32 protein-coding genes are annotated in these 25,513 nt (G+C 70.0%); 26 read left to right on the top strand and 6 right to left on the bottom strand.

The window, feature by feature from the left end; genetic code table 11:
• Nucleotides 1–243 precede the first annotated feature (243 nt).
• Genes IPQ09_20300 through IPQ09_20285 form a run of 4 tightly spaced genes read left to right on the top strand, consistent with a single transcriptional unit; the run spans nucleotide 244 to nucleotide 5,748 of the window.
• Entirely contained in the window at nucleotides 244–1,254 is a 1,011-nt protein-coding gene (locus IPQ09_20300; GenBank protein ID MBL0196523.1) for an ABC transporter ATP-binding protein, read from the top strand.
• Nucleotides 1,251–2,000, top strand: a complete 750-nt coding sequence (locus IPQ09_20295; GenBank protein MBL0196522.1) for an ABC transporter permease — start codon at nucleotides 1,251–1,253, stop codon at nucleotides 1,998–2,000. The genes IPQ09_20300 and IPQ09_20295 overlap by 4 nt, the downstream gene beginning before the upstream one ends.
• Nucleotides 1,997–3,631 carry a GldG family protein gene (locus IPQ09_20290; protein ID MBL0196521.1) on the top strand — a complete coding sequence of 545 codons (1,635 nt, stop codon included), beginning with the start codon at nucleotides 1,997–1,999 and terminating at the stop codon, nucleotides 3,629–3,631. Before IPQ09_20295 ends, IPQ09_20290 begins: the two co-directional genes overlap by 4 nt.
• Nucleotides 3,628–5,748 (top strand): DUF4340 domain-containing protein, encoded by a 2,121-nt coding sequence (locus IPQ09_20285; GenBank protein MBL0196520.1) that lies wholly within the window; start codon nucleotides 3,628–3,630, stop codon nucleotides 5,746–5,748. Before IPQ09_20290 ends, IPQ09_20285 begins: the two co-directional genes overlap by 4 nt.
• Here the strand turns inward: IPQ09_20285 and IPQ09_20280 are convergent.
• Nucleotides 5,726–6,658 (bottom strand): hypothetical protein, encoded by a 933-nt coding sequence (locus IPQ09_20280; GenBank protein ID MBL0196519.1) that lies wholly within the window; start codon nucleotides 6,656–6,658, stop codon nucleotides 5,726–5,728. The genes IPQ09_20285 and IPQ09_20280 overlap by 23 nt on opposite strands.
• Nucleotides 6,659–6,845: 187 nt before the next feature.
• Here IPQ09_20280 and IPQ09_20275 point away from each other — a divergent pair, with 187 nt between their 5' ends.
• A complete protein-coding gene (locus IPQ09_20275; protein ID MBL0196518.1) occupies nucleotides 6,846–7,760 on the top strand; it encodes a Dam family site-specific DNA-(adenine-N6)-methyltransferase in 915 nt (304 codons plus the stop codon).
• A 318-nt stretch (nucleotides 7,761–8,078) separates the two neighbouring features.
• Nucleotides 8,079–8,747 (top strand): 5-formyltetrahydrofolate cyclo-ligase, encoded by a 669-nt coding sequence (locus IPQ09_20270; protein ID MBL0196517.1) that lies wholly within the window; start codon nucleotides 8,079–8,081, stop codon nucleotides 8,745–8,747.
• On the opposite strand, the gene IPQ09_20265 is transcribed toward IPQ09_20270, so the two are convergent.
• The 5 genes from IPQ09_20265 to IPQ09_20245 all read right to left on the bottom strand — a co-directional run bounded on the left by IPQ09_20265 (nucleotide 8,740) and on the right by IPQ09_20245 (nucleotide 15,456).
• On the bottom strand, nucleotides 8,740–9,504 hold the full coding sequence (locus tag IPQ09_20265) for a hypothetical protein (GenBank protein ID MBL0196516.1): 765 nt from the start codon (nucleotides 9,502–9,504) through the stop codon (nucleotides 8,740–8,742). The genes IPQ09_20270 and IPQ09_20265 overlap by 8 nt on opposite strands.
• An 80-nt stretch (nucleotides 9,505–9,584) precedes the next feature.
• On the bottom strand, nucleotides 9,585–10,490 hold the full coding sequence (locus tag IPQ09_20260; GenBank protein MBL0196515.1) for a DUF58 domain-containing protein: 906 nt from the start codon (nucleotides 10,488–10,490) through the stop codon (nucleotides 9,585–9,587).
• A 10-nt stretch (nucleotides 10,491–10,500) separates the two neighbouring features.
• Nucleotides 10,501–12,717: a hypothetical protein gene (locus tag IPQ09_20255; protein ID MBL0196514.1), complete on the bottom strand. Its 2,217-nt coding sequence runs from the start codon at nucleotides 12,715–12,717 to the stop codon at nucleotides 10,501–10,503.
• Nucleotides 12,718–12,826: 109 nt separating this feature from the next.
• Nucleotides 12,827–13,897 (bottom strand): NAD-binding protein, encoded by a 1,071-nt coding sequence (locus tag IPQ09_20250; GenBank protein MBL0196513.1) that lies wholly within the window; start codon nucleotides 13,895–13,897, stop codon nucleotides 12,827–12,829.
• 35 nt (nucleotides 13,898–13,932) lie between these two features.
• On the bottom strand, nucleotides 13,933–15,456 hold the full coding sequence (locus tag IPQ09_20245) for an acyl-CoA carboxylase subunit beta (GenBank protein ID MBL0196512.1): 1,524 nt from the start codon (nucleotides 15,454–15,456) through the stop codon (nucleotides 13,933–13,935).
• 735 nt (nucleotides 15,457–16,191) lie between these two features.
• On the opposite strand from IPQ09_20245, the gene rplV reads away from it, so the two are divergent.
• The 20 genes from rplV (at nucleotide 16,192) to rpsM (ending at nucleotide 25,495) form a co-directional block, all read left to right on the top strand.
• A complete protein-coding gene (gene rplV / locus IPQ09_20240; GenBank protein ID MBL0196511.1) occupies nucleotides 16,192–16,536 on the top strand; it encodes a 50S ribosomal protein L22 in 345 nt (114 codons plus the stop codon).
• Nucleotides 16,537–16,591: 55 nt separating this feature from the next.
• Nucleotides 16,592–17,290, top strand: a complete 699-nt coding sequence (rpsC, locus tag IPQ09_20235; protein ID MBL0196510.1) for a 30S ribosomal protein S3 — start codon at nucleotides 16,592–16,594, stop codon at nucleotides 17,288–17,290.
• A gap of 32 nt (nucleotides 17,291–17,322) precedes the next feature.
• Entirely contained in the window at nucleotides 17,323–17,739 is a 417-nt protein-coding gene (gene rplP / locus IPQ09_20230) for a 50S ribosomal protein L16 (protein ID MBL0196509.1), read from the top strand.
• Nucleotides 17,736–17,942, top strand: coding sequence for a 50S ribosomal protein L29 (rpmC, locus tag IPQ09_20225; protein ID MBL0196508.1), 207 nt, complete (start codon nucleotides 17,736–17,738; stop codon nucleotides 17,940–17,942). Before rplP ends, rpmC begins: the two co-directional genes overlap by 4 nt.
• A 2-nt stretch (nucleotides 17,943–17,944) precedes the next feature.
• Nucleotides 17,945–18,244 carry a 30S ribosomal protein S17 gene (gene rpsQ, locus IPQ09_20220; protein ID MBL0196507.1) on the top strand — a complete coding sequence of 100 codons (300 nt, stop codon included), beginning with the start codon at nucleotides 17,945–17,947 and terminating at the stop codon, nucleotides 18,242–18,244.
• 40 nt (nucleotides 18,245–18,284) lie between these two features.
• Nucleotides 18,285–18,653 carry a 50S ribosomal protein L14 gene (rplN, locus tag IPQ09_20215; GenBank protein MBL0196506.1) on the top strand — a complete coding sequence of 123 codons (369 nt, stop codon included), beginning with the start codon at nucleotides 18,285–18,287 and terminating at the stop codon, nucleotides 18,651–18,653.
• Nucleotides 18,653–18,997, top strand: a complete 345-nt coding sequence (gene rplX / locus IPQ09_20210) for a 50S ribosomal protein L24 (protein ID MBL0196505.1) — start codon at nucleotides 18,653–18,655, stop codon at nucleotides 18,995–18,997. Before rplN ends, rplX begins: the two co-directional genes overlap by 1 nt.
• Before the next feature lie 3 nt (nucleotides 18,998–19,000).
• Complete coding sequence (gene rplE, locus IPQ09_20205) at nucleotides 19,001–19,639, top strand: 50S ribosomal protein L5 (GenBank protein ID MBL0196504.1); 639 nt, start codon at nucleotides 19,001–19,003, stop codon at nucleotides 19,637–19,639.
• A 91-nt stretch (nucleotides 19,640–19,730) separates the two neighbouring features.
• A complete protein-coding gene (locus IPQ09_20200) occupies nucleotides 19,731–19,916 on the top strand; it encodes a type Z 30S ribosomal protein S14 (GenBank protein ID MBL0196503.1) in 186 nt (61 codons plus the stop codon).
• A 4-nt stretch (nucleotides 19,917–19,920) separates the two neighbouring features.
• On the top strand, nucleotides 19,921–20,316 hold the full coding sequence (gene rpsH, locus IPQ09_20195) for a 30S ribosomal protein S8 (protein MBL0196502.1): 396 nt from the start codon (nucleotides 19,921–19,923) through the stop codon (nucleotides 20,314–20,316).
• 4 nt (nucleotides 20,317–20,320) lie between these two features.
• Complete coding sequence (gene rplF / locus IPQ09_20190) at nucleotides 20,321–20,914, top strand: 50S ribosomal protein L6 (GenBank protein ID MBL0196501.1); 594 nt, start codon at nucleotides 20,321–20,323, stop codon at nucleotides 20,912–20,914.
• Nucleotides 20,915–21,002: 88 nt separating this feature from the next.
• Nucleotides 21,003–21,362, top strand: a complete 360-nt coding sequence (locus IPQ09_20185; protein ID MBL0196500.1) for a 50S ribosomal protein L18 — start codon at nucleotides 21,003–21,005, stop codon at nucleotides 21,360–21,362.
• Nucleotides 21,363–21,422: 60 nt separating this feature from the next.
• Nucleotides 21,423–21,971, top strand: a complete 549-nt coding sequence (gene rpsE, locus IPQ09_20180; GenBank protein ID MBL0196499.1) for a 30S ribosomal protein S5 — start codon at nucleotides 21,423–21,425, stop codon at nucleotides 21,969–21,971.
• A complete protein-coding gene (rpmD, locus tag IPQ09_20175; protein MBL0196498.1) occupies nucleotides 21,968–22,156 on the top strand; it encodes a 50S ribosomal protein L30 in 189 nt (62 codons plus the stop codon). The genes rpsE and rpmD overlap by 4 nt, the downstream gene beginning before the upstream one ends.
• Nucleotides 22,149–22,613, top strand: a complete 465-nt coding sequence (gene rplO / locus IPQ09_20170) for a 50S ribosomal protein L15 (GenBank protein ID MBL0196497.1) — start codon at nucleotides 22,149–22,151, stop codon at nucleotides 22,611–22,613. The genes rpmD and rplO overlap by 8 nt, the downstream gene beginning before the upstream one ends.
• On the top strand, nucleotides 22,613–23,944 hold the full coding sequence (gene secY / locus IPQ09_20165; protein MBL0196496.1) for a preprotein translocase subunit SecY: 1,332 nt from the start codon (nucleotides 22,613–22,615) through the stop codon (nucleotides 23,942–23,944). Before rplO ends, secY begins: the two co-directional genes overlap by 1 nt.
• Nucleotides 23,944–24,567, top strand: coding sequence for an adenylate kinase (locus IPQ09_20160; GenBank protein MBL0196495.1), 624 nt, complete (start codon nucleotides 23,944–23,946; stop codon nucleotides 24,565–24,567). The genes secY and IPQ09_20160 overlap by 1 nt, the downstream gene beginning before the upstream one ends.
• A gap of 16 nt (nucleotides 24,568–24,583) precedes the next feature.
• Nucleotides 24,584–24,832: a translation initiation factor IF-1 gene (gene infA / locus IPQ09_20155; GenBank protein ID MBL0196494.1), complete on the top strand. Its 249-nt coding sequence runs from the start codon at nucleotides 24,584–24,586 to the stop codon at nucleotides 24,830–24,832.
• A gap of 54 nt (nucleotides 24,833–24,886) precedes the next feature.
• A complete protein-coding gene (gene rpmJ, locus IPQ09_20150) occupies nucleotides 24,887–25,000 on the top strand; it encodes a 50S ribosomal protein L36 (protein MBL0196493.1) in 114 nt (37 codons plus the stop codon).
• Nucleotides 25,001–25,114: 114 nt separating this feature from the next.
• Nucleotides 25,115–25,495 (top strand): 30S ribosomal protein S13, encoded by a 381-nt coding sequence (gene rpsM, locus IPQ09_20145; GenBank protein ID MBL0196492.1) that lies wholly within the window; start codon nucleotides 25,115–25,117, stop codon nucleotides 25,493–25,495.
• The last annotated feature ends 18 nt before the right edge of the window (nucleotides 25,496–25,513 follow it).

Below are 25,513 nucleotides of genomic sequence, written 5' to 3'. Positions count from 1 at the left end.
AACAAACGTGGGGCTGTTGGGCTCCCACCTGGCTCGTCGGGAGCGCGCGCGTCGCCGGCAGGGGAACCCGCGCCGTCCGTCGAGCTGTCGAGGCCATCCTCGCAGGGCGCCGTGCGTCCGGCGCCCGCGTGAGCCGCGCACGCAAGCCCGTGCCGCGACGCGGCGCTCGTCCCCCGTTTCCGGAAATCGAAAAAACGTGGGATAACCCCCCGGTCGCGCCCCACGCGAGGACGTCCGCGCAAGATGATCGTCGTAGAAAACCTGGTGAAACGCTACGGAGCCAGGGCGGCGGTTCGTGATCTCTCCTTTCAGGTCAAGAAGGGTGAAATCGTTGGGTTTTTGGGGCCCAATGGTGCGGGGAAGACCACGACGCTCCGCGTGCTCGCGGGATTCCTCGCGCCCACCTCGGGTCGCGTGCGGGTGTGCGGGCACGACCTCGAGGACGAGCTCCACGAGGCCAAGTCGAAGGTGGGCTACATGCCCGAGACCGTGCCGCTCTACCCGGAGATGCGCGTGGCCGAGTACCTGGCGTTTCGCGCGGAGCTGAGGGGCGTGCCGCGCGCGAGTCGCCGCGCTCGTGTGGACGACGTGCTCGAGAAGGGGAGGGTGACCGAGGTCGCGCACGTGGTCATCGGTCACCTCTCGAAGGGCTACCGGCAGCGCGTGGGCCTCGCCGACGCCCTCGTGGCCGATCCGCCGCTGCTCATCCTCGACGAGCCGACCGCTGGCCTCGATCCGAACCAGATCCGCGACGTCCGCGAGGTCATCGCGGGGCTCGGCGGCACGCACACGGTGCTGCTCTCGACCCACATCCTCAGCGAGGTCGAGGCGACGTGTGCGCGCGCCATCGTGATCGCGCGAGGTCGCCTCGTGGCCGAGGGCACGATCGCCGCGCTGAAGGCCGAGCGGGGGGTGCGCGGCGTGCGCGTGCGAGTCTCCGGCGACGAGGCGATCGCGCGCGCAGCGATCGCGGGCGTTCGCGCCCAGCTCCCCACGCTCGAGTCCGAGCCGGAGTTCGCGATCGAGGCCGACGCTCTCCGCGTCGAGGTCGTGTGGGCGAAGCAAGACGAGGCCAAGACCCGGCTCGCCGCGCAGGCGGTGGCGCGCGCGCTCGTGCAAGCGGGGCTCGGCCTCCACGAGCTGTCTCCCCTCACGGGGCGACTCGAGGACGTCTTCGCGGAGCTCACCGGCGATCGCCGCGCCGTCCAGGCGCCGCGAGCCAGCGAGCCGTCGAGCGAGGAGACGCCGCTGTGAGGGGCTTCTGGCCGATCTACAAGCGGGAGCTCTTCTCCTTCTTCGTCACGCCGCTCGCGTGGGTGCTCGTGTGCGTCTTCCTGCTCGTGCAGGGCATGCACTTCTATCTTCTCATCGACCACTTCGCCGCGCAGGTTCAGGCCGCCTCGTCCGAGACGCCCCTCCAGGCGTTCTTCGGGAACACGGTCCTGCTCTACCTCGTGCTCTTTCTGCTCGTCCCGGCCATCACGATGCGACTCTTCGCAGAGGAGCGGCGCAGCGGCACCGCCGAGGGGCTGCTCACGGCGCCGGTGTCGACCAGCGCCGTGGTGCTCGCCAAGTACGCCGGCGCGCTCACCGTGTACGTGGTGATGTGGGCGCCGACGGCCCTCTACTTGGTGATCCTCAAGCGCACGGGCGCGCTCGACTTCCACGTCGCGCTCTCTTCGTACCTCGGCGTGATGCTCGTAGGCGCCGCCTATCTCTCCCTCGGACTCCTGATGAGCGCGATGACGAAGAGCCAGTTTCTCGCGCTCGTCTTCACCGCGCTGGTGATCCTGGCGCTCTTCGTCCTGGGCGTCGGCGAGTTCGTGGCGCGTCCCGGCACGGCGATGCACGCGGTGTGCACCCACGTGTCGGTGTGGGCCGCGATGAGCGAGCTCTCGAGCGGCATCATCGACTCTCGTCGGCTCGTCTTCTACGGCACCCTCACCGTCGTCCCGCTCTACTTCACCGTGAGGGTCGTCGACGCGTGGAGGTGGGCGTGAGCGGGCCGCCCCGGCCCCGCGCGCGCCTGCGGGCCGACGAAATAGGGAAGCTCGCCGGCCTCGTTTTCGCCGCCGTCCTCGCGGTGTTGCTAAATATGTATTCTGCACGTCACTACCGCCGCTGGGACGTGACGGAGAGCCACCGCTACACCCTCACGGACGCCACCAAGCGTACGCTGCGCGATCTGCCCGACACGGTGGAGGTCTGGGTGCTCCTCGGCCAGGCCGAGCCGCTCCGTCACACGCTCTCGCAGTTGCTCGTCGCGTACGGCGGCGAGACCACCCACCTCGTCGTCAAGTACGTCGACCCCGATCACGATCCGCTCGCCCTCGAGGACGTACGCCGGCGCTTCAAGATCGAGTCGGGCAGGAGCGAAGACGGCCACGTGCTGACGGACGCCGTCGTGGTGGTCGCACACGGCGAGAAGCGCTGGTTTCTCGACTCCACCGACTTCTACGAGGCCTCCGAGAAGGAGGACGGGAAGGTGCGCCCGCGCGAAGAGCAGGCGCTCACCCTGGCGATCCGCAGCGTGCTCGGGGGCGCGCCGACCCGACTCTGTTTCACGCGCGGACACGGCGAGGCGGAGCTTGGTGACGGGACGTCGGCGGGGCTCTTCTTTCTCAAGTCGATCCTCGAGAAGGACAACTACGAGGTCGTCTCGGTGGAGCCCACCACGCTGGGCGCGCTCGAGCCTTACAAGGGCTGCGCCGTCGTCGTGGTCGCCGGCCCCCGCGGCGCCTTCCCGCCGGAAGAGGAGAATTGGCTTCGGACCTACCTCATGACCGGCGGCAGCGCGCTGTTCGCGCTCGGCCCCGTGCCGGCGCCGGGAGGGCTCGAGAAGACGGGCCTCGAGCGGGTCGTCGCGCCGTTCGGGATCGGGCTCGGCGACGTGCTCGTGGTGGAGCGCGCCGCCGACCGCGCGCTGCCGGACTCGTACGGCGCGCGCTTCTTTGTCGAGGCCCGCCCGCACGCCGTCACCGCCGCCCTCGTGAAGCGCGACGACCGGGAGCCTCCGCGCGTGCTCATCCAGCTGGCCCGCCCGCTCACCCATCGCCCCGAGCCCGGGGCCGCGCAGGCCATCGAACTGGCCGTGTCCAGCCCGGAGGCCTTCGGCCTCACCCTGCTCGACGGGGCCGCCACGTGGACGAAGACGCCCGAGAAGCAGCCCGGGTCGGCCTCCGGTCCGTTCAACGTCGCCATGGCGAGCGAGCGACCCAAGGCGAGCCCGGGCGCGGCCCACGGCCCACGCGTCGTGGTGCTCGGGGCTTCGACGGTGCTTCACGAGTCGAACTTCCGCGAGACGTGGGGGCTGCGCGGCGCGGCTCTGCTCGTCGAGAGCTCGCTCTCGTGGCTCGCGAGCAAGCCCGAGATCCTCGACGTGCCCGCGCGCGACGCGCTGCCGGCGGGGACGGCCCTGACCGAGGAGGCTCGCGGCGAGGTCCGTCGTTACGTGCTCGTCTACATGCCGCTCGCGGTCGCGCTCCTCGGACTCGCCGTGGGGCTCCGCCGACGGGCGACCGAGGGGCGGCCCCACGCGCCCTCGACGGACCCGGCCCGCGAGCCCCGCGCATCCGGTCGCGCGCGCACGCGAACGCGCCCGCCCAAGGCGCCGAAGGCCGAAGGCCCGTGAGCCGCGCGAGGCTCGGCCGTCACATCGTGCCGATCGGCCTCGGCCTCGCCTCGGTGGCGGTGGGCTGGCTCCTCCTCCGCGATCACGGCGCGACCTCGCAGGAGCGCGAGGCCCGCGCCGGCCGCGTCTTCCCCTCGTGGCGCCGAGATCAGGTCACGCGCCTCTCGCTGTCGTCGTCGTCGGGCGAGCTCGGGCTCGACCGCGATCCGACCTCGAATGCGTGGAAACTACATGGAAGTGGCGTCCCAGCCGACGGCGCCCAGGCCGACCACCTCCTCGGTGAGCTCGAGAGCGCCGTGGCCCTCCGTTCCGTGGAAGAGGCGGTCGCTTCGGGCCTCGCGAGCCCGAGAGCTCGCGGCGAGATCGTGATGGGCGGCCTCGTGTACGTCTTCGCGCTCGGCGACGAGGCCCAGCAGCCCAAAGGTGGCGCCTACCTTCGGGTCAGGGGCGAGCGCCCCGTCGTCGTCGAGCAGCGCCTCGTCACGGTCCTCCTCGCGCCACCCGCCGACTACCGCGACAAGCTCCTCGTGGCTGCCTCGGGGGCCGAGCTCGCCGAGCTGTCGCTGGCGCCGCGCGGCGCGGCGACGTTCAGCCTGGTGCGCGACGCGAAGGCGGAGGCGCGGGTCCGCTTTCGTCTGGGCGCGGGCGGGGCGTACGCCTCTCGGGGGGCGACCGACGCGGCGCTCGGCGCGCTCGCTGGTCTCCACGCCGAGCGGTTCCTCGAGCCGAGCGTGGGCGAGGCCGTGACGCGGGATCCCTCGCTCGTGGTCTCGCTTCGCGAGTCGCCCGGGGCGAGCTCCACGTTGGCCTTCGGGCAGCCTTGCCCCGGCGCAGCGGGAGAGGTCGCCGTCGTGCGGCGCGGCAACGCTCCCGTGTACGCGTGCGTGCCCTCCACCGTCGCCGCGGTGCTGGCCCGGCCATCGAGCGCGTACGAGGAGCGCGCCGCGTTCTTCGCGAGGCCCGACGAGGTAGAGGAGATCGTCGTGAAGCGGGCCCTGGGGGAGACGCTGGACATCGCTCGGAAGGGCGGCGGCTTCCGAGAGCGGGCGCCGCGCTCGCGCGATCTTGACGAGTCCGAGTCCGAGTCCGTCAGCGGGTGGCTCACCGCGCTGCTCGGGCTGCGAGGGGCCAACGCCGCGGCGAACGCGGCGGGCGAGCCGCTCGCGGTCATCACCTTGCATTATGCAAATATCGTCGAAGAGGTCCGCTTCTCGCGGGTCGACGGCAAGGTCGTGGCGCTCCGCGGCGACGGGCGCACCGTCGAGCTCGACGCGACCGCGGGCGACCTTGCGTCGCCCCCGAGCTCGCTCACCCGGCCGCTCGTGCTCCTCCCGTCGTCCCGCGCGCGCGCGCTCCGCGCCTACGAGCTGTTCTGCGAAGGGCGCTCGCAGCGCGTCGTTCGCGAAGGGGGCTATCGGTTCGCGACGGCGGGCCCCCACCCGATCGACACGGCGCTGGCGGTCGCGGCCGCCAACGCGCTCGTCGGCGCGCGCGCCGAGCGTTGGGTCGCCGACGAGCGGAGCCCGCGCCACGCGCTCTCGAGCAGCTGCGGGGCGCGGCTCGTCTTCGAGGACGACGCAGGTCCTGCCGAGGTGACCCTCGAGCTCGGCGCTGGCGCCACGGCGCCGGTGTTCGGAGCGCTCGGGGGACAGGCCGGCGTGTTCGAGGCGCCGTCCGCCCTGATCGAGCTCGTGCGTCGCCCCCTCGTCTCGCGCGCGCTGTTCAGCGTCGATCCCGCCCGGGTCTCCGCGGTCGTCGTGCGTCGCGGCGGCGCGCTCGTGAAGCTCGCCCCTGCCGACGGTGGCCCGTCTCTCGCCGAGCTCGTAGGGGGGCTACGGCCGCTCTTCGTCGCACGGGCCGGCGTGCTCGGCGCCGACGCGGGCGAAGCCCCGGTGGACGTCGAGGTCACGCTCTCCGCGGCTCCGGGCGTCGCGGCCGAGCGCGCGCGCCTCCGCCTCGGTCGACAGGTGACCGCTCCCGAGGGGGAGATCGTCTTGTGCGGTCGCGAGGGTGTCCCCTTCGTGTTCGCGGTGCGCGCCGAACGCGTCGCGGGTCTCCGCGCGCCGAGCGCGCGTCCGTCGGTGGGGTCCAGCCCTACGGCAGCGTCGCCCCGGTGATGGCCTGGTAGAACATCCGGCGCAACTGATCGTGTCCGAGGGTGTTCGGGTGCGTGCAGTCCGACGCGTACCAGCTGGGAGTGCCCGCGTAGCCGTGCCCGCGGAACCAGCCGTGGAGGTCGGTCAGGGCCTGCCCACGCGAGGCCACGGCGCGCCCGATGTCCCCGTTCCAGTTCGCGAAATAGGTGTCGGTCGGGAAGGCCGGGAGCCCCTGTCCGAGAGCGCAGCCGTGGCTGCCGAAGTCGCCCTTCCCGTCGCTGGCGTCGTAGACGTTCGCCTCGAACACGCGCACCTGGACGCCTGCGCCGAAGCGGCCGGGTGCGAGGAGCTTCGTGAGGGCGGCGCCGACGTTCGAGACCACCTGCGCGCGGGCCACGCTGTCCGCGCCGAGCACGATCTGGGGCAGCGCGGCCTTCATGTCGTTGCCCCCGCTCGTGATGCAGACCGCGACTGGGCCCGGCAGACCCCGCGGGAGCGAGTCGATCTGGCCGCCGAGCGCCGACGTCTTCGAGCCGCTCTCCGCGGCGCTTCGGTAGGTGATCGCGCCGAACTTTGCGCCGAGGTCGGCGCGCAGCAGCTCGTAGTAGAACGGGCCCTGTCCGCCCCGATCGCTGATCGAGTCTCCCAGGATGACGAGGGCGCCCAGGCTGGTCATCGGCAAGGGAGGCGGGGTGCCCGCGTCGGCCGCGTCCATCGCGCCGGGCGCGGCGTCGGAGGGCGCGCCGGCGTCCTCCACGGACCCGATCGGGCCGCTGTCCGCGGGCGGGCTGGGGACGCTCTCGGTGGGCGCTGGGGTGGCCGCGTCGGGCTCGGGCTCCGGCACCGTCACGGCGCCGCTGGAGCACGCGACGAGGGCCGCCACGAGCCCGAGCAGCAGAGGCGACAGCGGTGTGCGGGTGATAGGGACCATCGGCTCCCGGCAGCAAGACCCGTTCCTCGACGAGCTCGCCGGAAAACGTGGCGCCTCCGCGCCGTCCCCGACCAGCGGGGCAGGGGCGGTGGTGCGGCCGCGTCCCACGCGGGGGATCCAGGCGAGGCAGCCGTTGACGTGAAGGTGGCCGTGCCCGTGGGTCTATGCCAGCCTGCGCGCCGGCCCCATGCGAAGAAGAGCGCTCACACACGACGTCCACGAGGCGCGCCCGATCGTCAAATGGGCGGGCGGAAAGGCCGCGCTGGTGCCGGCCCTCCTCGCCGAGCTGCCGCAGGAGATTCGCACGTACGTAGAGCCCTTCGCGGGCGGCGCCGCGCTGTTCTTCGCGCTCGCATCCGCGCCCGTGCGTCGCTTCCGCCGCGCGCGACTGAACGATCGCAACGCCGAGCTCGTCGCCTGCTACCGAGCCGTGCAGCGCGAGCTGCCCGCGCTGGTCGAGCGGCTCGGCACCTACCGATACGACAAGGAACTTTACTATCAGGTGCGCGACATCGACCCACGCGAGCTCGGCGATGTGGAGAGAGGCGCGCGCCTGCTCTTCTTGAACCGCACCTGCTTCAACGGCCTGTGGCGCGAGAACTCGAAGGGCAAGTTCAACGTCCCGTTCGGTACCTACAAGAATCCGCGCATCCTCGACCCGCTGCTGCTCGAGCGCGCGAACGCCGCCTTGGCGGGCGTGAAGCTCACGAACGACGACTTCGCGGCCGCGTGCGGGCGGCTCGTGGCGGGCGACTTCGTCTACTTCGATCCCCCGTATGTGCCGGCGACGAGGACCGCGTCGTTCACGGCGTACTCGGCCTCGGGGTTCACGATGGTCGACCAACAGCGCCTCGTGACCTTGCTCGCCGACCTCGCGAAGCGGGGCGTAAAGGCGATGCTGTCGAACGCCGACACCCCCGAGACGCGCAAGCTCTACGCAGGCTTTCGCTGGGTCCCCGTGAGCGCCCGTCGCCCCATCAACTCCGACCCGAGCAAGCGCGGCGCGGCGGGTGAGCTCATCGTCATGAACTTCGAGGCAGAGGCGGTCGCGCCTGCGCGTGCGCCGCGGGCCAAGTCCACCGCGAGGAGGGGCGCCCGATGAACCTGGAAGTGAGCCCCGGAGGGGCGAACGAGGTGAGCCCCGGAGGGGGCGAACGAAGGTCGATGGCGGCCCCGAGCCGCAGGCGAGGTGTCGCCATGAACCTGGAAGTGAGCCCCGGAGGGGCGAACGAAGGTCTATGGCGGCCCCGAGCCGCAGGCGAGGTGTCGCCATGAACCTGGAAGTGAGCCCCGGAGGGGCGAACGAAGGTCGATGGCGGCCCCGAGCCGCAGGCGAGGTGTCGCCATGAACCTGGAAGTGAGCCCCGGAGGGGGCGAACGAAGGTCGATGGCGGCCCCGAGCCGCAGGCGAGGTGTCGCCATGAACGAGCGCGAACGCGCGGGTGGCTCGGGCGGCTCGCGTCCGGGCCTCTACGCCGACGAGGTCATCGCGGTGAAGGTGAAGGCCGAGCTCCGCAAGCGCATGCGGGGGCTCCGACGCGCAGCTCCCGCGGGCGCGTGCGAGGCCCGATCCCAGAAGATCCGCGAGCGCCTGCTGTCGCTCCCGCGCGTCGACGCGGCACGATCCATCGCGCTGTTCTTCCCCATCGAGGGTCGCAACGAGGTGAGCCTCGTGCCGCTCGACGCCGTGCTCCGCGCGAGGGGCGTGGCCATCGGGTATCCCGCCATCGATCCCGAGTCGCGGGTGATGTGCTTCCGCACCGTCCCCAACGTGGACGCGCTGGAGGAGCGCGGGTTTGGCTTCCGCGAACCGGGCCCCGAGCACCCGCGTCTCGAGGCGCCGGACGTGGTCGTCGTGCCGGCCCTCGCGGTCGCACCGAGCGGCCATCGGCTCGGGTACGGCGCCGGGTACTACGACCGCGCGCTGGCGGAGAGCGGCGCGTGGACCGTGGCAGTGCTCTACGACTACCAGGTGCTCGCCGATCTCCCGACCCTCCCGCACGACGTGCCCGTGGCGTACGTCGTCACCGACGCGCGCGCGTTCGAGCCGGACCTTGACGCTGACGTCGGCGCCGACCCCGCTACTTGAACGTGAGAAACCGTCGAATCCTAGCGGCAGCGGCGCGCACCGCCGAGGGGTGGTGGGCCGAGACGACCTTGCCCGTGCGGCCGGAGACCACGACGTAGTACTCCTCGCCGGGGCGGCTTCGGGCCTCCCCTTCGTACGAATAGCGCACGAAATAGAGAGGCACTCGCACGAACAGCGCAGATTTCACCCGGCGCTTCGTGTCGACGTACAGCGCGCTGTTTGGCGAGATCGCGCGGGCGAGCAGGGTGAGCGCGTCGCGTTCGGCGGCCTCCCGCGGCACGTCTGCCTCGAGGAGCTCACCGCCCACGGGGGTGAAGTTCCCGAGCGACTCGAGCTCCGCTAGATCGATCTCGAGCGGCTCGTGGTCCGACACGACGCCGGAGAGGAACGACGGGAGCGCGAGCTCGTAGGGGAACGCGCGTCGCGCGCAGACGAGGAGGACCGCGTCGCGGTGCCGGTTTCCCCCGGAGGGGATCGGCACGCCGCCCACGCGCACGCCCGAGAGCCCGAGGTGGAACGTGTCGACGCCGGCGTCGACGCGCCAGAAGGGGGTCCACACGAGACGGGGCACGTCGCGCGGGGGCTCGCCGAGGTCGGCTGGGCGGAGGGCCCGCTCGACGATGGCCTTGCGCGCGAGATCCGCGGCCTCGGCGAAGGACACCCGCGCGCGCACGACGAACGTGTCGCCGTCGGGGATGACGACGGGATCGGTGAGCGGGGCGAGCAGCGGGCCTCGCGGGAAGTCGGTGGAGCCCATAGGTTGTCGTGACCACCGTACGCGCTCAGGGGCCTCGCCGCACGTCGCCCGTCGAGAGGCGGGCAGAACGCGCGCGTCGCTCAGCGCAAGGCGTCCAGGATGGCCCGCACCACGAGCACCGGCTCGTCGGCGGTGCTGGCGCGAACAAGCCGCCCGTTCTTGGACAATAGCGCGGAAGTCCACGCATTTCTCGACCGCGCGAGCGCCGCGAGGTACCGCTCGCGGGCGGCGCCGTCGCATTCGACCTCGACCCCGCCTTCGAGCGATCGGAGCCGGGTGGTCTCCTCGAACGGGAAGTCGAGCTCGTCCGGATCGAGCACCTCGAGCACCACCAGCGCGCGTCCGCGCATCGCCATCGCGGCGACCAGCTCCGGCGCCTTGGGGCCGAGGTCGAGCAGATCCGACAAGACGACGATCGCCGACCCTCGCCGGGCCGACCGCGCGATCGCGCCGACGCCGGCGTCGAGGAGCTGGCCATCGCGCGCGCCGTCACCCGTGGCCTCGAGGGCCTCCAGCGTGCCGACGAGGCGCTCGAACGCCTCGCGGCCTCCGGACACGGGCAAACCCCGCGCGCTGCCTCCGATGAGCGCGCAGCCGAACGGATCGCCGCTCGTGACCGAGACGCGGGCGAGCGCGGCGGCGACGAGCGCCGCGAACGCGAGCTTGGAGGCCGGGGCGCGCGAGCCCCGGTACGCCATGGACGCCGTGGCGTCGAGGCACAGGCGCAGGGCCCGGTCGGTCTCGGTCTCGAACTCGCGGACGAGGAGGTGGTCGTGGCGTAGGAGGGAGCGCCGATCGAGCCAGCGGAGATCGTCGCCGGGGACGTAGGGCCGGTGCCCGCCGAACTCGACGCCCGCGCCGCGGCGCGCGCTGCGGTGCGAGCCCGCGTACACGCCCTCGGCCAAGACTCGTGCGCGCAGCCGGAGCGGCGCGAGCGAGCCCCAGTCAATTTTGAAGCGCATCTTGGCGCGCAGCTCGCCGCTCATGCCCAGGCCGTCACGGCAAGCCGACGTCGGGCGGCGGGCCGCCGAGGACGCCCTTGTCGTCGCTCAGCAGGTCGCGTGCGAGGCCGACCTCCATGAGGTCGAGGCCGCCCTGGTCGAGGGTCTTGCGGAGCCCCTCTTCGGCGGCCTTCGTGTCCCCCCGCAGCCGGCGCTCCATCGCTCCGTAGAAGAACGCCTCCGCGCGTTGGGCGGGGGTGGCCGCGGCCTGAAGCAGGTCGGCCGCGGGCAGCTTCCCCAGCCCAAACGCCGCGACCTTGCCGATCCAGCGGGGATCGCCCTCGGTCTGGGCGAGGAGCTTCTCCGCCAGGCCGTCCGTCGGCTGCTTCGACTCGCGCTCGAGCAGGCGGGTCCAAAGTGCATAATACACGAGATCTTCGCGCTCGAGCTTCGCGGCCGCGCCACGGTTGAGGCCGGCCTGGGCCAGGCGCAGGTCGCGGCGGAGCAGGGCCCTCGCCACCTGCTGACCCACGGTCGCCGCCGCCTGCTTCTTGTCGTGCGCGCCCGCTTCGAAGGCACGGTCCAGCGCCCGCTCTGCGCCCGTCGCGTCGCCGAAGCGATCGAGCACCCGCGCGAGGAGTCGCTCGACGCGCGCGCGGAGCTCGCCTTCGGAGTCGGCGCGCACCCGCGCCAGGTCTTGGAGAGCCCGCCTGTACACCGCCCGCGCGCCCTCACGGTTCCCCTGCTGGCGGAGGAGGTCCGCGTGGAACAGCAGCGCCTCGCCGCGCAGCCCCGGGTCGCGCAGCGTGTCCTCTTTCGTGAGCGCAGCCTGTACGCGCGTGCTGGCCGACTCGGCGCGGTTGGTGTGTGCGTCGATGCGCGCGAGGGCGAGCAGGATGGCGCCCGTCGCCTCGTGGTGGGACGCCGCGGTGAAGAGCTCCTCGGCCTCCTTCAGGTGCCCGTCGCGGACCTCCAGCTCGCCCATCATCGCGCGGGCGCGCGCGGCGTTCGGGCTCGCCTGCCGCGCGAGCTTCGGGTCGTCGGCGATCGCCAGCAAGGGGACCGCGGCCTGGAACGTGTGGCGCGCGAGCGTGAGGTCTTCCAGCTCGGCCGCGCGCAGCATCGCGAGCAGCGTGATGGAGATGGCGCCGCTCAGGATCGAGGGCTCGGGGTGGGCACGCACGGCCGCCGTGAGCGCGGCCGGGGCCGCGTCGGGCATGCCAAGCTCGACGAGCCCCTCGGCCACGACACCCGCGACCTCGGGGACCGACGGATCGAGGCGGTACGCCTCGCGGGCGACGCAGAAGGTCACCGTGCGCAGGAGATCGGCGTCCTGCGGGGCGTCTTCGGCGTCGCGCGGCGGGGCTCGCAGGGCGCGAAGGAGCCCGAGCCAGGCGGCGGGCTCGGCGCGCTCGGCGACGCGCTCCAGCGAGCCGAGGAGGTCCTGCCGCGCGATGCCCCGCGCCTCCGCCTTGTCGATCGCGCCGAGCGCGCCGACCGCGTCCCCGTCGCGGAGGTGGATCGCCGCGAGCACGGTGGGGCCCGTGCCGAGCGCGCGGAGCGCCTCGATCGCCTCCTCGCGCTCCGGCTGCACGCGCCTCTCGCGGAACACCCGACGCACCTCGTACGACTGCGCGAGCCACGCGGTCGCGTAGGACGTGGCCTCGCTCCGCGCCTGCGCCGTGGGCTCCAACATGCGCCGCGCGACGGCGGCGCTCTCGAGCGAGCCCGCGGCCTGCATCGGTCCCCCCGAGGTCGTGCCCTGGAGCCAAGCTTTCAGCGCGTCGAGGTGCCCGCGCGTGTCGCCGCGCTGGGCCTCTGGGAGCACCTGGTGGAGCAGCTCGTACACGGCGCGCGCGCGGCCCTCGTCGCCTCGTCGCGAGTACTCGAGCGCGGCGCCCGTGAGCGCCTTCGCCGCGTCGGGCCCGAGCGCCTCGGCGGTGAGCTCGCCGGTCTGGGCGAGCGTGAGGCCCCCGCGCACGGCGGCCGTGCCCGCCTCGGGGCGGCGCTGGTCGAACCGTGAGGCCGCGCGCGCGAGCTGCCGGCTGAGCACGCCGCCGAGCCGCGCCTTGCGCTCCGGTGTGTTCGGCGGAGACATCAGCAGATCGTTGACCGCCGTCGCGAAGCGCGCATCGGTCACGGGCTCGGAGGCGAGCGCCAGCCGGTCGACCGGCGTGGGCACCTTCGTGGGCGGCGTGCCGCACGCGGCGACCGCGAGGGCGAAGGCCGCGGCGAGCGCCGTGGTGACGCCGGAGAGACGGGAGACTCGCATGGCGAGGAAGAGTACACCCCGCGCCGCCGAAACCACGACGGCCATTTCCTCGCTCGCGTGCCGCGGCGAGCGTTCTTCGGGATATGCGTGCCCCGGCGCGAGGCCGCCTCTACACGGCGCGGGAGAGCTCGTCCGCGTCAGCGTCCACCACCACGCGGTCGCCCGCCCGAAGCACGTGGTCTTGGCGCGCGGCCTCGTAGGCGCCCCCGCGCGCGAGCCGCACGACGCGGAGATCGGTCGTGCCCTCGAGCGCGGCCACCGTCTTCCCCGTCCACGCCCGCGGCACGTCGAGCTCGCACACGACGCGCGCCCCATCTCCCAGGCGGTAGGCGCTCTTTACGCCCTCGAGGCGCGCGGAGAGCGCGATCACGAGGGCCGAGAGCGCGCTCGTGGAGAAGCTCTGGTCGAGCTCGAGCGCCCCGCCCACCTTCGCCGCGAGGCGCTGATCGAACATGCGCATGACGACCCGGATCGCGGGGTTCATCCGCTTCGCGTCGAGCGCGATCTCGAGGTTGGCGAGGTCGTCGTTCGTGGCGCAGACCACCGCCTTCGCCCGCGCGATGCCGGTGTGGAGCAACAGATCGTCTCTCCTCGCGTCGCCCACGTGCACCGGGACGCCCGCGTCGCGGAGGACGGCGACGAACTCCGAGCCCTCGCGCTCGATGCCGACCACGTCGTGGCCGAGCGCCCGCAGCTCCTCGACCACGCGAAACCCCACATGGCCCAGCCCGCACACGACCACGTGGTCCTTGAATGTCTCGGTCATGATCCTCACCCACAGCGCGCGCCTGCGGTCCTCCTCGAGCACCTCGCTCCCCACCTTCACGATGCCCTCCGCCACGAGGAGGGCCCCCAGCGCCGGGGTCACCCAGAAGACCGCCCGCGCGAGCGCCGTTGACGGGAGGGGATCGGTGGGCTCGAAGAACAGCTGTGTGTAGATCGCATACATCGTCGCGCCCCAGTCGGGGAGGGCGGCGCCGTGGCGGGCGCCGTCCCATCGCACGAGGGCGGCCGCGAGCGCCGTGTACGCGGCCATCGCGACGACCGCGGGGCCGAGGCGGCGCCCGAGGTAGAGCGCCACCCGAGCGCGCACGAGCGCCGCGCGGCGCAGTCGCCCCGCGCGCCGCGCACGAGGCGGCGCACCGCGGAGGGGCGCCGAAGGGCCCTCCTCAGCGGTCACGGGCGACCCTGCGGAGCGCTACGAAGGGCACCGGGCTAGACCGGCGGGACCATGTGCTTCTTCGGGAGCCGAAGCTCGTCTTTCGCCTCCGCCCGCTCGAAGCGCCGCGCGATCTCCGCGCGGAGCCGCTCGCCCGGGACGATCGCGTCGACGATGAGGTCGCTCGCGAGCTTCATGAGGTCGATGTCCGCGCGGTACTCGGCCTGCTTCTCGGCCACGAAGGCCTCCCGCTCCGACCCCGCCGGGATCTCTTGGATTTTATTGTAATATACAGCGTTTACGGCCGGCGCGGGGCCCATCACCGCGATCGAGGCGCCGGGCAGCGCGATGGTCGCCTCCGGGTCGAACGCGGGACCGCACATCGCGTAGAGGCCCGCGCCGTACGCCTTGCGCACCACGACGCAGAGCTTCGGGACCGTCGCCTCGCTCACGGCGGCGATCATCTTCGCGCCTGCGCGGATGATGCCCTGGCGCTCGACCTTCGTGCCGATCATGAAGCCGGGCACGTCGGCCAGGTAGAGGAGCGGGATGTTGAAGGCGTCGCACAGCCAGATGAAGCGCGCGGCCTTGTCCGCCGAGTCGACGAGCAGCATGCCGCCCAGCCACTTCGGCTGGTTCGCGACGATGCCCACCACGCGCCCCTCGATGCGCGCGAAGCCCGTCAGCACCTCACGCGCGAAGAGCTTCTTCAGCTCGAGGAACGAGCCCTCGTCGACGAGCGCCTCGATGACGTGGCGCATGTCGAACGACTTGCCCTCGTCGGCGGGCACGATCTCGTGGATCGCCTTGCCCTCCTTGGCGGGCTTGGGGAGGCTCTCCTCGGGATCGCTGTCGCAGTTCTGGGGCAGGTAGCTCAGATACTGCTGGCAGAAGGCGATCGCCTCCTCCTCGGTCTTGCAGAGCACGTCGCCGCAGCCGGACACGGAGCAGTGCATCTTGGCGCCGCCGAGCTCCTCGAGGGTGACCTTCTCGCCGATGACCATCTCGGCCATCCGCGGGCTGCCGAGGTACATGCTCGCGTTGCCCTCGACCATGACGACGACATCGCAGAACGCCGGGATGTACGCGCCGCCGGCCGCGCTCGGCCCAAAGAGCAGACACACCTGCGGGACCGCTCCGCTCAGGTTCACCTGGTTGAAGAAGATGCGCCCCGCGCCGCGTCGGCCCGGGAACATTTCGAGCTGGTCGGTGATGCGCGCGCCCGCGGAGTCCACCAGATAGAGCATCGGCACGCGGAGCTTGGTGGCCATCTCCTGGATGCGGAGGATCTTCTCGACCGTGCGCTTGCCCCAGGAGCCGGCCTTCACCGTCGAGTCGTTGGCCATCAGCGCGACGGGCCGCCCGTTCACGGTGGCGGTGCCGGTGATCACGCCGTCCGCGGGGAGCTCGTGATCGGAGACGTTCGCGAGGGCGCCGTCCTCCTGGAACGAGTCGGGATCGCAGAGCCGGGCGATGCGGTCGCGCGCGAAGAGCTTGCCCGCCTCCGTGTTCTTCGCGTGGTACTTGTGGGCGCCGCCCTTCTGGATGCGCGCGAGGGTCTCGTCGAGCTTTCGGGACATGGCCCGCTTCTAACGCCGAACGCGGGCTCCAGCCACGCGTTTCGCGCCGCGCAGCCCGCTCCGGCCGCCCTCGGCCGGCCCTCGGGGCGGTCGCGCCCGAAACAAAAAGAAAAACCCCGCACGGAGGAGGGGAGGTTCCGTGCGGGGCGGCCCTCGCTTTCGCGAGAGAGTAGGCGGCAGACGCCGAACAGTTGGGGGGGGATTGACCGCCCAGCGCGTGCCTGACTCCCACCTTCGCAAGCCTCGTGCCAAGGCCGCTCCCCGAGACGTCGTGTACTTACGGGATCCCGCAGGGCGAGGCGCTTCCGAAATCGCAATCGACCGTGCGGACATGAACGATCGGCGCTGCGCAAACGTCAAGTAGGCGCCCGCCGCCGCCCTGCTGAGCGTGCTCCGCGCTCCCCTCGGCCTCCTCTCCCGCGGACCCCTTGCCTTCCGAACCGAGGCCGGCGTCACGTCGATTGCGCGCCGCGGAGCTTTTCTTTCCTCAGCGCAGCGACTACTGACTCCCGGGCCTCGCCGACGCGCTCACACGCCAACCGACGCACCAAGAAAAGCACCCCACAGACGTTTCTAGCTTGCCAAGCTCGGCGTTCTGCGTAAAGTGCGCGCTCCCGTCCCCCGGAAGGGTGACTGGGGCGTCTCTCCTCTAAAGCTATGGGCAGCCGTAACGGCTCGCGCGATCGATACCCACCGGGTTCGAGCGCGGGAACGACGGGGCCAGAAGGTTCCGAAATGGTCAGCAAGGCGATTGCCCGCTTCGCGCGGATCAGCCCGCGAAAGGCCCGGGTCGTGGTGGATCTCGTTCGCGGTCGTCAGGCCGGAGAAGCCCTTCAGCTCCTCGAGTTCACTGCGAAGTCGGGCGCTCCGGTGCTCAAGAAGGTCATCGAGAGCGCGGTCGCCAACGCCCGCACTCAGAGCCCGGACGTCGACCTCGACGCCCTCTTCGTTCAGACCGCCTTCGTCGACAAGGCGCCGAACAACCACATGCGCCGCTGGCGGCCGCGGGCCATGGGCCGCGCGACCCGCATCCAGAAGGGCATGAGCCACATCACCGTGGAGCTCGGCGTCCGCGACTGAGCCGCAAGGCAGCCCGGCTAAGAGCTTAGAAGCAAGCGAGCAAGCGAGAAACACCATGGGTCAAAAAGTTCATCCGTACGGATTTCGCCTCGGCGTCATCAAGACCTGGAACTCGAAGTGGTTCGAGGACAAGGCCTACGCCAAGTGGCTGCACGAGGACATCCGCATCCGGAGGGCCGTGAAGGACTACCTGATGAACGCGAACATCGCGTCCATCGAGGTCGAGCGCGCCGCCAACAAGGCGAAGGTCATCGTCTACACGGCGCGCCCCGGCATGGTGATCGGCAAGGGCGGCAAGGGCATCGAGATCCTCAAGTCCGGCAACGTCGGCACCGCGGCGAAGGGCGAGACCGTCTTCCCGGGCGTCCAGTCGTTCACCGACAACGAGGTGTTCATCGACGTCCAGGAAATCCGCAAGGCCGAGACCGCCGCGCAGCTCGTGGCCGAGAACATCGCCACCCAGCTCGAGCGCCGCGTCGCCTTCCGCCGCGCCATGAAGAAGGCCCTGTCCACGGCCATGAAGTTCGGCGCCAAGGGCATCCGCGTTCGCTGCTCGGGTCGCCTCGGCGGCAGCGAGATGAGCCGCGTCGAGACCTACCGCGAGGGGCGCGTTCCGCTGCACACGCTCCGCGCCGACATCGAGTTCGGCACCGCCGAGGCGAAGACCAAGTACGGCATCATCGGTGTCAAGTGCTGGATCTTCAAGGGCGAAGTCCTCCCCCGCCGCGTCCGCCGGCCCATCACGGGCGCCTGAGCGCGCGCCCCAAGAAAGACTAGGAGAAACCCATGCTCTCCCCCAAGCGCACCAAGTTCCGCAAGATGCAGAAGGGCTCGAACCGCGGCCTCGCCCAGCGCGGCAGCGACGTCTCCTTCGGCGACTTCGGCATGCAGGCCGTCGACCCCGGTCGCATCACCGCTCGCCAGATCGAGGCGGCTCGTATGGCGATCACCCGCCACGTCAAGCGCAGCGGCAAGCTCTGGATCCGGGTGTTCCCGCACCGCCCCGTCACCGCCAAGCCCCTCGAGGTCCGCATGGGCGGAGGCAAGGGCGGCGTCGAGGAGTGGGCGGCCGACATCCTCCCCGGTCGCGTCATGTACGAGATCTCGGGGATCGACGAGAAGACGGCGCGTGAAGCGTTCCGCCTCGCCGGTCACAAGCTGCCCATCGGCTACAAGTTCCTCGTTCGCGGAGTGATTCAATGAAGGCCAAGGATTTGCTCGAGCGCACCCCGGAGGAGCTCGTGGAGCTCGAGAAGAGCCTCACCCGTGAGCGCTTCGAGAACCGCTTCAAGAACTTCACGAACAGGCTCGACAACACCGCGGCCCTGAAGAAGGCCCGCCGCGACATCGCCCGCGTGAAGACGGTGCTCACCCAGCAGGCCACGAAGAACAGCGAGGCGAAGTAGTCATGTCCTCAGAAGCTCAGTCGCAGACGCCGGCGGCGAACGAAGCCCACGGCTTCCGCCGGAAGATCGTCGGCAAGGTCGTCAAAGACAAGATGAACAAGACCGTGGTCGTCGAGTGCATCTCGGCCCGCCGCGACCCGCTCTACGGAAAGTACGTCCGCACTCGCGAGCGCTACAAGGCGCACGACGAGAACAACACGTACAAGGTCGGCGATCACGTCGAGATCCAAGAGCACCGTCCCATCTCCAAGGACAAGCGCTTCGTCGTCGTCCGCCTCGTCAAGAAGTTCGTCGAGGAATGAGGGCTTCGGCCACTCATCTCCTGTCTGAAAGGACCCTGTCATGATCCAGATGCGCACCAACCTCGACGTCGCGGACAACTCCGGCGCGAAGCGCGTTCAATGCATCAAGGTGCTCGGCGGCTCCCGCCGGCGCTACGCGAGCGTCGGCGACGTGATCGTCGTCGCCGTCCAAGAGGCCGCTGCCAACGCCAAGGTGAAGAAGGGTGACACCGCGAAGGCCGTCATCGTCCGCACCCGCCGCGAGCAGTCCCGCCCCGACGGCAGCTACATCAAGTTCGACGCGAACAGCGCCGTCCTCATCAACGCGCAGCTCGAGCCCATCGGGACGCGCATCTTCGGGCCGGTCGCGCGCGAGCTCCGCGGCAAGAAGTTCATGAAGATCATTTCGCTCGCGCCCGAGGTGCTGTGATGGCTGCGCGTCTTCGTACCGGCGACCAGGTCGTCGTGATCAGCGGAAAAGACAAGGGCAAGCAGGGCAAGGTCGTGAAGCTCATCGCCGACACCGACAAGGTCGTCGTCGAGGGCGTCAACATGATCAAGCGCCACACCCGCCCGAACCCCAAGAACCAGCAGGGCGGGATCATCGAGCGCGAGGCGCCGATCTTCGCGTGCAAGGTGCAGCCGCTGGACCCGACCTCGGGGAAGGCGACCCGCGTCCGCTTCAAGACGGACGAAAAAGGCAACAAGGTGCGCGTCTCTGCCCGTAGCGGCGAGACGATCCCCAACGCGCAAGTCGCAGCGAAGGCGGAGTAGGTCATGGCTGACGAGAAGAAGCAGAAGAAGGGCAAGCCCGGCGCTGGCGACGGCGACAAGGGCACCACGGCGAAGGTCGTCTCCACGGCCACCGCGGTCGAGCCTCGCTTCATCAAGAAGTACGCCGAAGAGGTCATCCCCGCCCTCAAGAAGGAGTTCGGCTACACGAACCCCAACCAGGTCCCCAAGCTCGAGAAGATCGTGCTGAACATGGGCCTCGGCGCGGCCGTGACGAACCCCAAGATCATCGACACCGCCGTCGAAGAGCTCCGCGCCATCACGGGCCAGAAGCCCGTCGTCACGCGGTCGCGCAAGGCGATCGCGAGCTTCAAGCTCCGCGCGAACCTCCCGATCGGCGCGATGGTCACGCTGCGCAAGGCGCGCATGTGGGAGTTCCTCGATCGCCTCATCACGCTCGCGCTCCCGCGCACCCGTGACTTCCGTGGCGTCTCGCGGCGCGCCTTCGACGGCAAGGGCAACTACACCCTCGGCCTCAAAGAGCAGATCATCTTTCCGGAAATCAACTACGACCGGATCGACGTCATCAAGGGGCTCAACATCAGCTTCGTGACCTCGGCCAAGACGGACGACGAGGGGCGAGCGCTGCTCAAGAACCTCGGAATGCCCTTCCGCGCGCCCTAAGCGACGATCTGCGCGACAGACCAGGCGCGCGGCGTGAGCCGCCGCGAACAACCAAGATTCATCGATTCGAGTAGCGAGACAGAGGAACCCGATGGCGCGTGCATCTCAGTTTGCGAAGCTTAACCGCCCCCCGAAGTTCGAGGTACGGCACCGAAACCGCTGCAAGGTCTGCGGCCGGGCACGCAGCTACTACCGCAAGTTCGAACTCTGCAGAATCTGTCTGCGCTTGTTCTCCCTCCGCGGCGAAATCCCCGGCGTAATCAAGGCGAGCTGGTGAAGCCATGATGACCGATCCCATTTCCGACATGCTCACGCGCATCCGCAACGCCGGTCTGGCCCGCCACGACCGCACCGAGATGCCCCACTCGAACCTCAAGGAGCACGTGGCCCACGTGCTGAAGCGCGAGGGCTTCATCGACGACGTCCGCGTCGCCGAGTCCGAGGGCCCGAAGAAGCTCGTCCTGGTCCTCCGCTACGGCAAGGCCCGCGAGAGCGCCATCGACGGCATTCGTCGCGTCTCGACCCCCGGTCGTCGCGTGTACGTTCGCTATGACCGCATTCCGCGCGTTCGCTCGGGGATGGGAATTTCCATCCTCTCGACGAGCCGCGGCGTGATGACCGACAAAGATGCACGGACTCAGCGCGTTGGCGGTGAGCTCCTTTGCGAGGTTTGGTGAGATCATGACCGCTCCCGCTGCAACGCAGGAACCGCAACGCCTCTCTCGCGTGGGCAAGCGCCCCGTCGTCCTCCCGAAGGGCGTCACGCTCACCCTCACGCCCGAGACCATCTCGGTGAAGGGCCCCAAAGGCGAGCTCTCGCGCGCCACGACCCCGAACGTGGACCTGAAGCTCGACAACGGCAGCCTCACCGTGACCCCCACGGTGCCCGGCCGCGACGGCGCGCGCTTCCAGGGCCTCGCCCGGGCGCTCATCCAGAGCATGGTCACCGGCGCCGCCGAGGGCTACACCACCACCCTCGAGCTTCACGGAACGGGTTACCGCGCCGAGCTCAAGGGGGCGGTGCTCAACCTGAGCCTCGGCCTCTCCCACCCGGTGAATTTCCCCATCCCCAAGGGCCTCACGATCGTCATCCCCGGCGACTCCAAGGGCACCGTCGTGATCCTGAGCGGCGCCGACAAGTCGGCTATTGGTCAAGCGGCGGCGACCATCCGCGGCTACCGACCCCCGAGCCCCTACGGCGGCAAGGGCGTCCGCTACCGTGGCGAAAAGATCCGCGAGAAGGCGGGCAAAGCCGGTGGCAAGGGCGGCAAGTAAGGGTTAAAGGGTTTCGACCCTCGAACGCGAGTCCTCGGGAGAGCGCTGGGCGCGCCCGTGAAACGCTAAAGAAGAAGAAGGATCTGTCATGGCGATGCAGCTGGTTGGTCGGGAGCGCCGCAAGCTCCGTATCCGTAGGAAGCTCAGCGGAACCGCGGCCCGCCCGCGGGTCACCGTGTTCCGCAGCCTCAAGCACATCTACGCGCAGGCGATCGACGACGTCGGCGGGGTCACCCTCGCCCACACGTCGACCGTGGCCGCCGACGTGCGCGGCGATCTGGCCGAGGCCGACAAGACCGCCGCAGCGAAGAAGGTGGGCGTCGCGCTCGCCAAGGCGCTCCTCGCGAAGGGCGTCACCGAGGTCGTGTTCGATCGCAACGGCTACCTCTACCACGGTCGCGTCGCCGCTCTCGCGGACGGCGCGCGCGAGGGTGGCCTCAAGTTCTGAGTTTGACTTTCGGGCGCCGCACAGTCGCGGGCCCATCTACGTAAGAAGCGAGATTTGGACATGGCATTCGAGCAGGTCGACGACGAGAAGCTCAAGGAGCGCATCATCCACATCAACCGCGTCGCCAAGGTGGTGAAGGGCGGTCGTCGGTTCTCGTTCGCGGCGCTGATCGTCGTCGGCGACGAGGCCGGTCACGTGGGTGTCGGCCTCGGCAAGGCCAACGAGGTCCCCGAGGCCATCCGCAAGGGCAACGACCAGGCGCGCAAGAACCTGTTCAAGGTGCCGCTCGCCGGCGCCACCGTCCCGCACGAGGCCCTCGGGCACTTCGGCGCTGGGCGAGTGTTCCTTCGCCCGGCCTCGGCGGGTACCGGCGTCATCGCCGGCGGCGCGGTCCGCGCCGTCGTCGAGTGCTGCGGTATCCACGACATCCTCACGAAGTGCATCGGCAGCGCGAACCCGCACAACGTCGTGCGCGCCACGGTCGACGCGCTCCGCCAGATGCGCAGCATCGACATGATCGCGCAGAAGCGGGGCAAGCAGGTCCAAGACGTCGCGCCGAGCGACGGCAAGAAGAGGGCCTCGAAGAAGGCCGCGGAGGCGACGCCGTGAAGAAGCTGATTGTTGTCCAGGAGAAGAGCGTCATCGGGCGCCAGTTCGCGCAGCGCGAGGTCGTGAAGGGCCTCGGGCTCCGCGGCCCCGGCACCAAGGTCGAGGTCGAGAACACGCCCTCGTTCCGCGGCGCCATCAAGAAGGTTTTGCACCTCGTTTCGGTCGAGGAGGTGGATCGTGGCTGATACCCTTTCGAATCTCGTCAAGCCGATCGGCGCCACGCGCACCAAGCTCCGCAAGGGGCGCGGTCCCGGCTCGGGCCTCGGCAAGACCGCGGGTCGTGGCCAGAAGGGCCAGTACGCGCGCACCGGCGGCTTCAAGCCGTACTTTGAGGGCGGCCAGACCCCCTTGCAGCGTCGTCTGCCGAAGCGCGGCTTCAACAACGCGTTCGCCGCGAAGATCGTCGCGCTGAACGTGGGCGACCTCGAGGTCTTCGAGGCGGGCGCCAACGTCGACGAGAAGGCGCTCCGCGAGCGCCGCATCGTCAAGGGGGCCTTCGACGGCATCAAGATCCTCGGCGACGGCGAGCTCACGAAGGCCATCGTCGTGACGGCGACCTCCTTCTCGAAGAGCGCTCAGGAGAAGATCCAGAAGGCGGGCGGCAAGACGCTCCTCGCGGGCGCGGCCAAGGCCGGCGAGTAATGTCTCTCCTCCCGGGCCTCGCGAACGTCGGAAAGGTACCGGAGCTCCGGAAGCGTGTGCTTTACACGCTGATGATGCTCGCGGTGTACCGCGTCGGCGTCTTCGTGACCATCCCCGGGGTGGACCGGAACGCCATGCGTGCTCTCGTGAGCAAGCAGGGCGGCCTCCTCGGCTTCGTGAACATGTTCAGCGGAGGAGCGCTCGGGAACCTGAGCGTCTTCGCCCTCGGCATCATGCCGTATGTCAGCGCGAGCATCGTCTTTCAGCTCCTGACGATGGTGTACAAGCCGCTCGACGAGATGCGCAAAGAGGGCGAGCAGGGCACGCGGAAGATCAACCAGTACACGCGGTACGCCACGCTCGGGCTCGCGCTGGTCCAGTCGTTCAGCATCGCGATGACCCTCGAGGGCGCGAGCAACAACGACCTCGACAGCTCCGGGGGCGTCGTCGCCCACGCGGGCTGGGGCTTCCGGCTCATGACCATGCTCACGCTCACCACCGGCACCCTCTTCATCATGTGGGTCGGCGAGCAGATCACCGAGCGCGGCATCGGCAACGGCACGTCACTCATCATCTTCGCGGGCATCGTCACCGACATCCCGAGCGGCGTGGTCGGCTACTTCGAGACCCACAAGGGCTCGATCCAGCCGCTGAACCTCGCGGCGGTGTTCACCATCGTGCTCGCGACCGTCGCCACGATCGTCTTCTTCGAGCGCGGACAGCGCCGCATCCCCATCTACTACGCGCGCCGCAGCGTCGGCCGCCGCGTGTACGGCGGGCAGACCGCGCACTTGCCGCTCCGCGTGAACACAGCGGGCACCATCCCGCCGATCTTCGCGTCGTCCCTCTTGATGTTCCCGGCCACGCTGGCGAACTTCAAGATCCCGGGCATGGCGGCCCTGCAGGGCTCGCTCGACCGCGGCGACTGGGTCTTCAACTTCGTCTACGTCGCGCTGATCATCTTCTTCACCTTCTTCTACACTGCGGTCACCTTCCAGGCGGTCGACGTAGCGGACAACCTGAAGAAGCAGCAAGCGTTCATTCCCAGCATTCGTCAGGGCCGGCAGACCGCCGAGTACATCGACAAGGTGCTTACCCGCATCACGCTCGGCGGCGCGCTCTACATGGCGGTCGTGTGCGTCGTGCCGACCCTCATCAGCGAGGCCTTCAAGGTGCCGTTCCGCTGGGGAGGCACCTCGATGATGATCGTGGTGGGCGTCGCGCTCGACACGGTGGCGCAGATCGAGGCGCACCTCATCACGCGCAACTACGAGGGGCTGTCGGGCGGTGGCGGTCGAGCCACGCGCATCCGCGGTCGGAGGGACGTCTGATGCGGCTCGTGTTCGTCGGCCCGCCTGGCGCGGGGAAGGGCACCCAGGCCAAGGTCATCTGCGAGCGCTGGAAGATCCCACAGATCTCCACCGGCGACATGCTGCGCGCCGCGAAGGCCGAGGGGCGCCTGCCCGCGGACCTCGTCGCCAAGATGGGCGCCGGCGGCCTCGTCCCCGACGAGGTGGTGATCGACCTCATCGCGAAGCGCACCCTCGCCGACGACGCGCAGGCGGGCTTTCTCCTCGACGGCTTCCCGCGCACCGTGCCGCAGGCCGAGGCGCTCGAGGCGCTGCTCGCCCGCCGGGACCAGGCCCTCGACCACGTCGTCGCCCTCACCGTGCCCCAGGAGCTCCTCTTGGAACGTGCCGTCCTCCGCCGCACCGACAAACGGACTGGACAGATTTACCATTTGAAGTATAAGCCACCCCCCCCCGACGCGGAGCTCGAGCACCGCGCCGACGACCACGAAGAGGTCGTCAAGAATCGCCTCGTCACCTACGACGCGATGACCAGCGAGCTCCTCCCGCACTACGCCGCGAAGGGGCTCCTGCGGACGGTGGAGGGGGTCGGAGAGGTCACGGAAGTCACCGCGAGGGTCCTCGGAGTCCTCGGTACGAAGTGAGGAGAGAACGAGGAACATGGCGGTGAGTGAACGTCGAGAGCGGAAAGAGCCCAAGGGTGACAAACTTGAGTTCGACGGGGTCGTCCAAGAGGCGCTCCCGAACGCCATGTTTCGGGTCAAGTGCGACAACGGCCTCGTCGTGCTCGCGACCATCAGCGGCCGCATGCGGCAGTACTACATCCGCATCCTCCCGGGCGACCGGGTCACCGTCGAGGTGAGCCCCTACGACCCCAGCCGGGGCCGCATCACTTACCGCCACAAGTAAGCTTTCGGTTCGGCGGTCGATCGCCGATCACCGCGTCATCATCTGGAGCGAGTCATGAAGGTCCGTCCGTCCGTCAAGAAGATCTGCGACAAGTGCAAGGTCGTCCGCCGCCGCGGCGTCGTGCGCATCATCTGCGACAACCAGCGCCACAAGCAGCGCCAAGGCTGAGCGCCGCGCGCACCTCCAAAGGGTGTGCCCGGACTCGCCGTCCCGAAATGAAGTTGCGGGGGATCCCTCCGCGACGATTGATTCCCTGAACCAACCGAGTAGAGAGCATCTGTCATGGCTCGTATCGCAGGCGTCGACCTCCCCCGTCACAAGCAAATCGCGTACTCGCTCCCGTACCTCTACGGTATCGGTCGCACGCTCGCTCGGCAGATTTGCCAGCGCGCGGGCATTCCGGAGACCAAGAAGACCGAGGAGCTCACGGACAGCGACGTCCGCAAGATCCGCGAGCTGCTCGAGTCGGACTACACCGTCGAGGGCGACCTCCGCCGCGAGGTGCAGATGAACATCAAGCGCCTCATGGACCTCGGCTGCTACCGCGGGCTTCGCCACCGCCGCGGCCTGCCCGTCAACGGGCAGCGCACGCACACGAACTCCCGCACCCGCAAGGGCCCGCGCAAGGGCATCGTGTCGCGCCAGGGCTCCGGCAAGAAGTGAGTTGACCTCCGCGAGGCG

The sequence above is a fragment of the Myxococcales bacterium genome (assembly GCA_016720545.1).
Taxonomy (GTDB): domain Bacteria; phylum Myxococcota_A; class Polyangia; order Polyangiales; family Polyangiaceae; genus JAAFHV01.
The sequence above is the reverse complement of the archived record's forward strand: the minus strand, read 5'-3'. Positions and strand labels throughout refer to the sequence as shown.

What these genes read in the sequence shown, in the direction of transcription:
- IPQ09_20300 (MBL0196523.1), top strand. Translation starts at nt 244, where the DNA reads ATGATCGTCGTAGAAAACCTGGTGAAACGCTACGGAGCCAGGGCGGCG.
- IPQ09_20280 (MBL0196519.1), bottom strand. Translation starts at nt 6,658, where the DNA reads ATGGTCCCTATCACCCGCACACCGCTGTCGCCTCTGCTGCTCGGGCTC.
- IPQ09_20275 (MBL0196518.1), top strand. Translation starts at nt 6,846, where the DNA reads ATGCGAAGAAGAGCGCTCACACACGACGTCCACGAGGCGCGCCCGATC.
- IPQ09_20270 (MBL0196517.1), top strand. Translation starts at nt 8,079, where the DNA reads ATGAACGAGCGCGAACGCGCGGGTGGCTCGGGCGGCTCGCGTCCGGGC.
- IPQ09_20265 (MBL0196516.1), bottom strand. Translation starts at nt 9,504, where the DNA reads ATGGGCTCCACCGACTTCCCGCGAGGCCCGCTGCTCGCCCCGCTCACC.
- IPQ09_20260 (MBL0196515.1), bottom strand. Translation starts at nt 10,490, where the DNA reads ATGAGCGGCGAGCTGCGCGCCAAGATGCGCTTCAAAATTGACTGGGGC.
- IPQ09_20255 (MBL0196514.1), bottom strand. Translation starts at nt 12,717, where the DNA reads ATGCGAGTCTCCCGTCTCTCCGGCGTCACCACGGCGCTCGCCGCGGCC.
- IPQ09_20245 (MBL0196512.1), bottom strand. Translation starts at nt 15,456, where the DNA reads ATGTCCCGAAAGCTCGACGAGACCCTCGCGCGCATCCAGAAGGGCGGC.
- rplV (MBL0196511.1), top strand. Translation starts at nt 16,192, where the DNA reads ATGGTCAGCAAGGCGATTGCCCGCTTCGCGCGGATCAGCCCGCGAAAG.
- rpsC (MBL0196510.1), top strand. Translation starts at nt 16,592, where the DNA reads ATGGGTCAAAAAGTTCATCCGTACGGATTTCGCCTCGGCGTCATCAAG.
- rplP (MBL0196509.1), top strand. Translation starts at nt 17,323, where the DNA reads ATGCTCTCCCCCAAGCGCACCAAGTTCCGCAAGATGCAGAAGGGCTCG.
- rpmC (MBL0196508.1), top strand. Translation starts at nt 17,736, where the DNA reads ATGAAGGCCAAGGATTTGCTCGAGCGCACCCCGGAGGAGCTCGTGGAG.
- rpsQ (MBL0196507.1), top strand. Translation starts at nt 17,945, where the DNA reads ATGTCCTCAGAAGCTCAGTCGCAGACGCCGGCGGCGAACGAAGCCCAC.
- rplN (MBL0196506.1), top strand. Translation starts at nt 18,285, where the DNA reads ATGATCCAGATGCGCACCAACCTCGACGTCGCGGACAACTCCGGCGCG.
- rplX (MBL0196505.1), top strand. Translation starts at nt 18,653, where the DNA reads ATGGCTGCGCGTCTTCGTACCGGCGACCAGGTCGTCGTGATCAGCGGA.
- rplE (MBL0196504.1), top strand. Translation starts at nt 19,001, where the DNA reads ATGGCTGACGAGAAGAAGCAGAAGAAGGGCAAGCCCGGCGCTGGCGAC.
- IPQ09_20200 (MBL0196503.1), top strand. Translation starts at nt 19,731, where the DNA reads ATGGCGCGTGCATCTCAGTTTGCGAAGCTTAACCGCCCCCCGAAGTTC.
- rpsH (MBL0196502.1), top strand. Translation starts at nt 19,921, where the DNA reads ATGATGACCGATCCCATTTCCGACATGCTCACGCGCATCCGCAACGCC.
- rplF (MBL0196501.1), top strand. Translation starts at nt 20,321, where the DNA reads ATGACCGCTCCCGCTGCAACGCAGGAACCGCAACGCCTCTCTCGCGTG.
- IPQ09_20185 (MBL0196500.1), top strand. Translation starts at nt 21,003, where the DNA reads ATGGCGATGCAGCTGGTTGGTCGGGAGCGCCGCAAGCTCCGTATCCGT.
- rpsE (MBL0196499.1), top strand. Translation starts at nt 21,423, where the DNA reads ATGGCATTCGAGCAGGTCGACGACGAGAAGCTCAAGGAGCGCATCATC.
- secY (MBL0196496.1), top strand. Translation starts at nt 22,613, where the DNA reads ATGTCTCTCCTCCCGGGCCTCGCGAACGTCGGAAAGGTACCGGAGCTC.
- IPQ09_20160 (MBL0196495.1), top strand. Translation starts at nt 23,944, where the DNA reads ATGCGGCTCGTGTTCGTCGGCCCGCCTGGCGCGGGGAAGGGCACCCAG.
- infA (MBL0196494.1), top strand. Translation starts at nt 24,584, where the DNA reads ATGGCGGTGAGTGAACGTCGAGAGCGGAAAGAGCCCAAGGGTGACAAA.
- rpmJ (MBL0196493.1), top strand. Translation starts at nt 24,887, where the DNA reads ATGAAGGTCCGTCCGTCCGTCAAGAAGATCTGCGACAAGTGCAAGGTC.
- rpsM (MBL0196492.1), top strand. Translation starts at nt 25,115, where the DNA reads ATGGCTCGTATCGCAGGCGTCGACCTCCCCCGTCACAAGCAAATCGCG.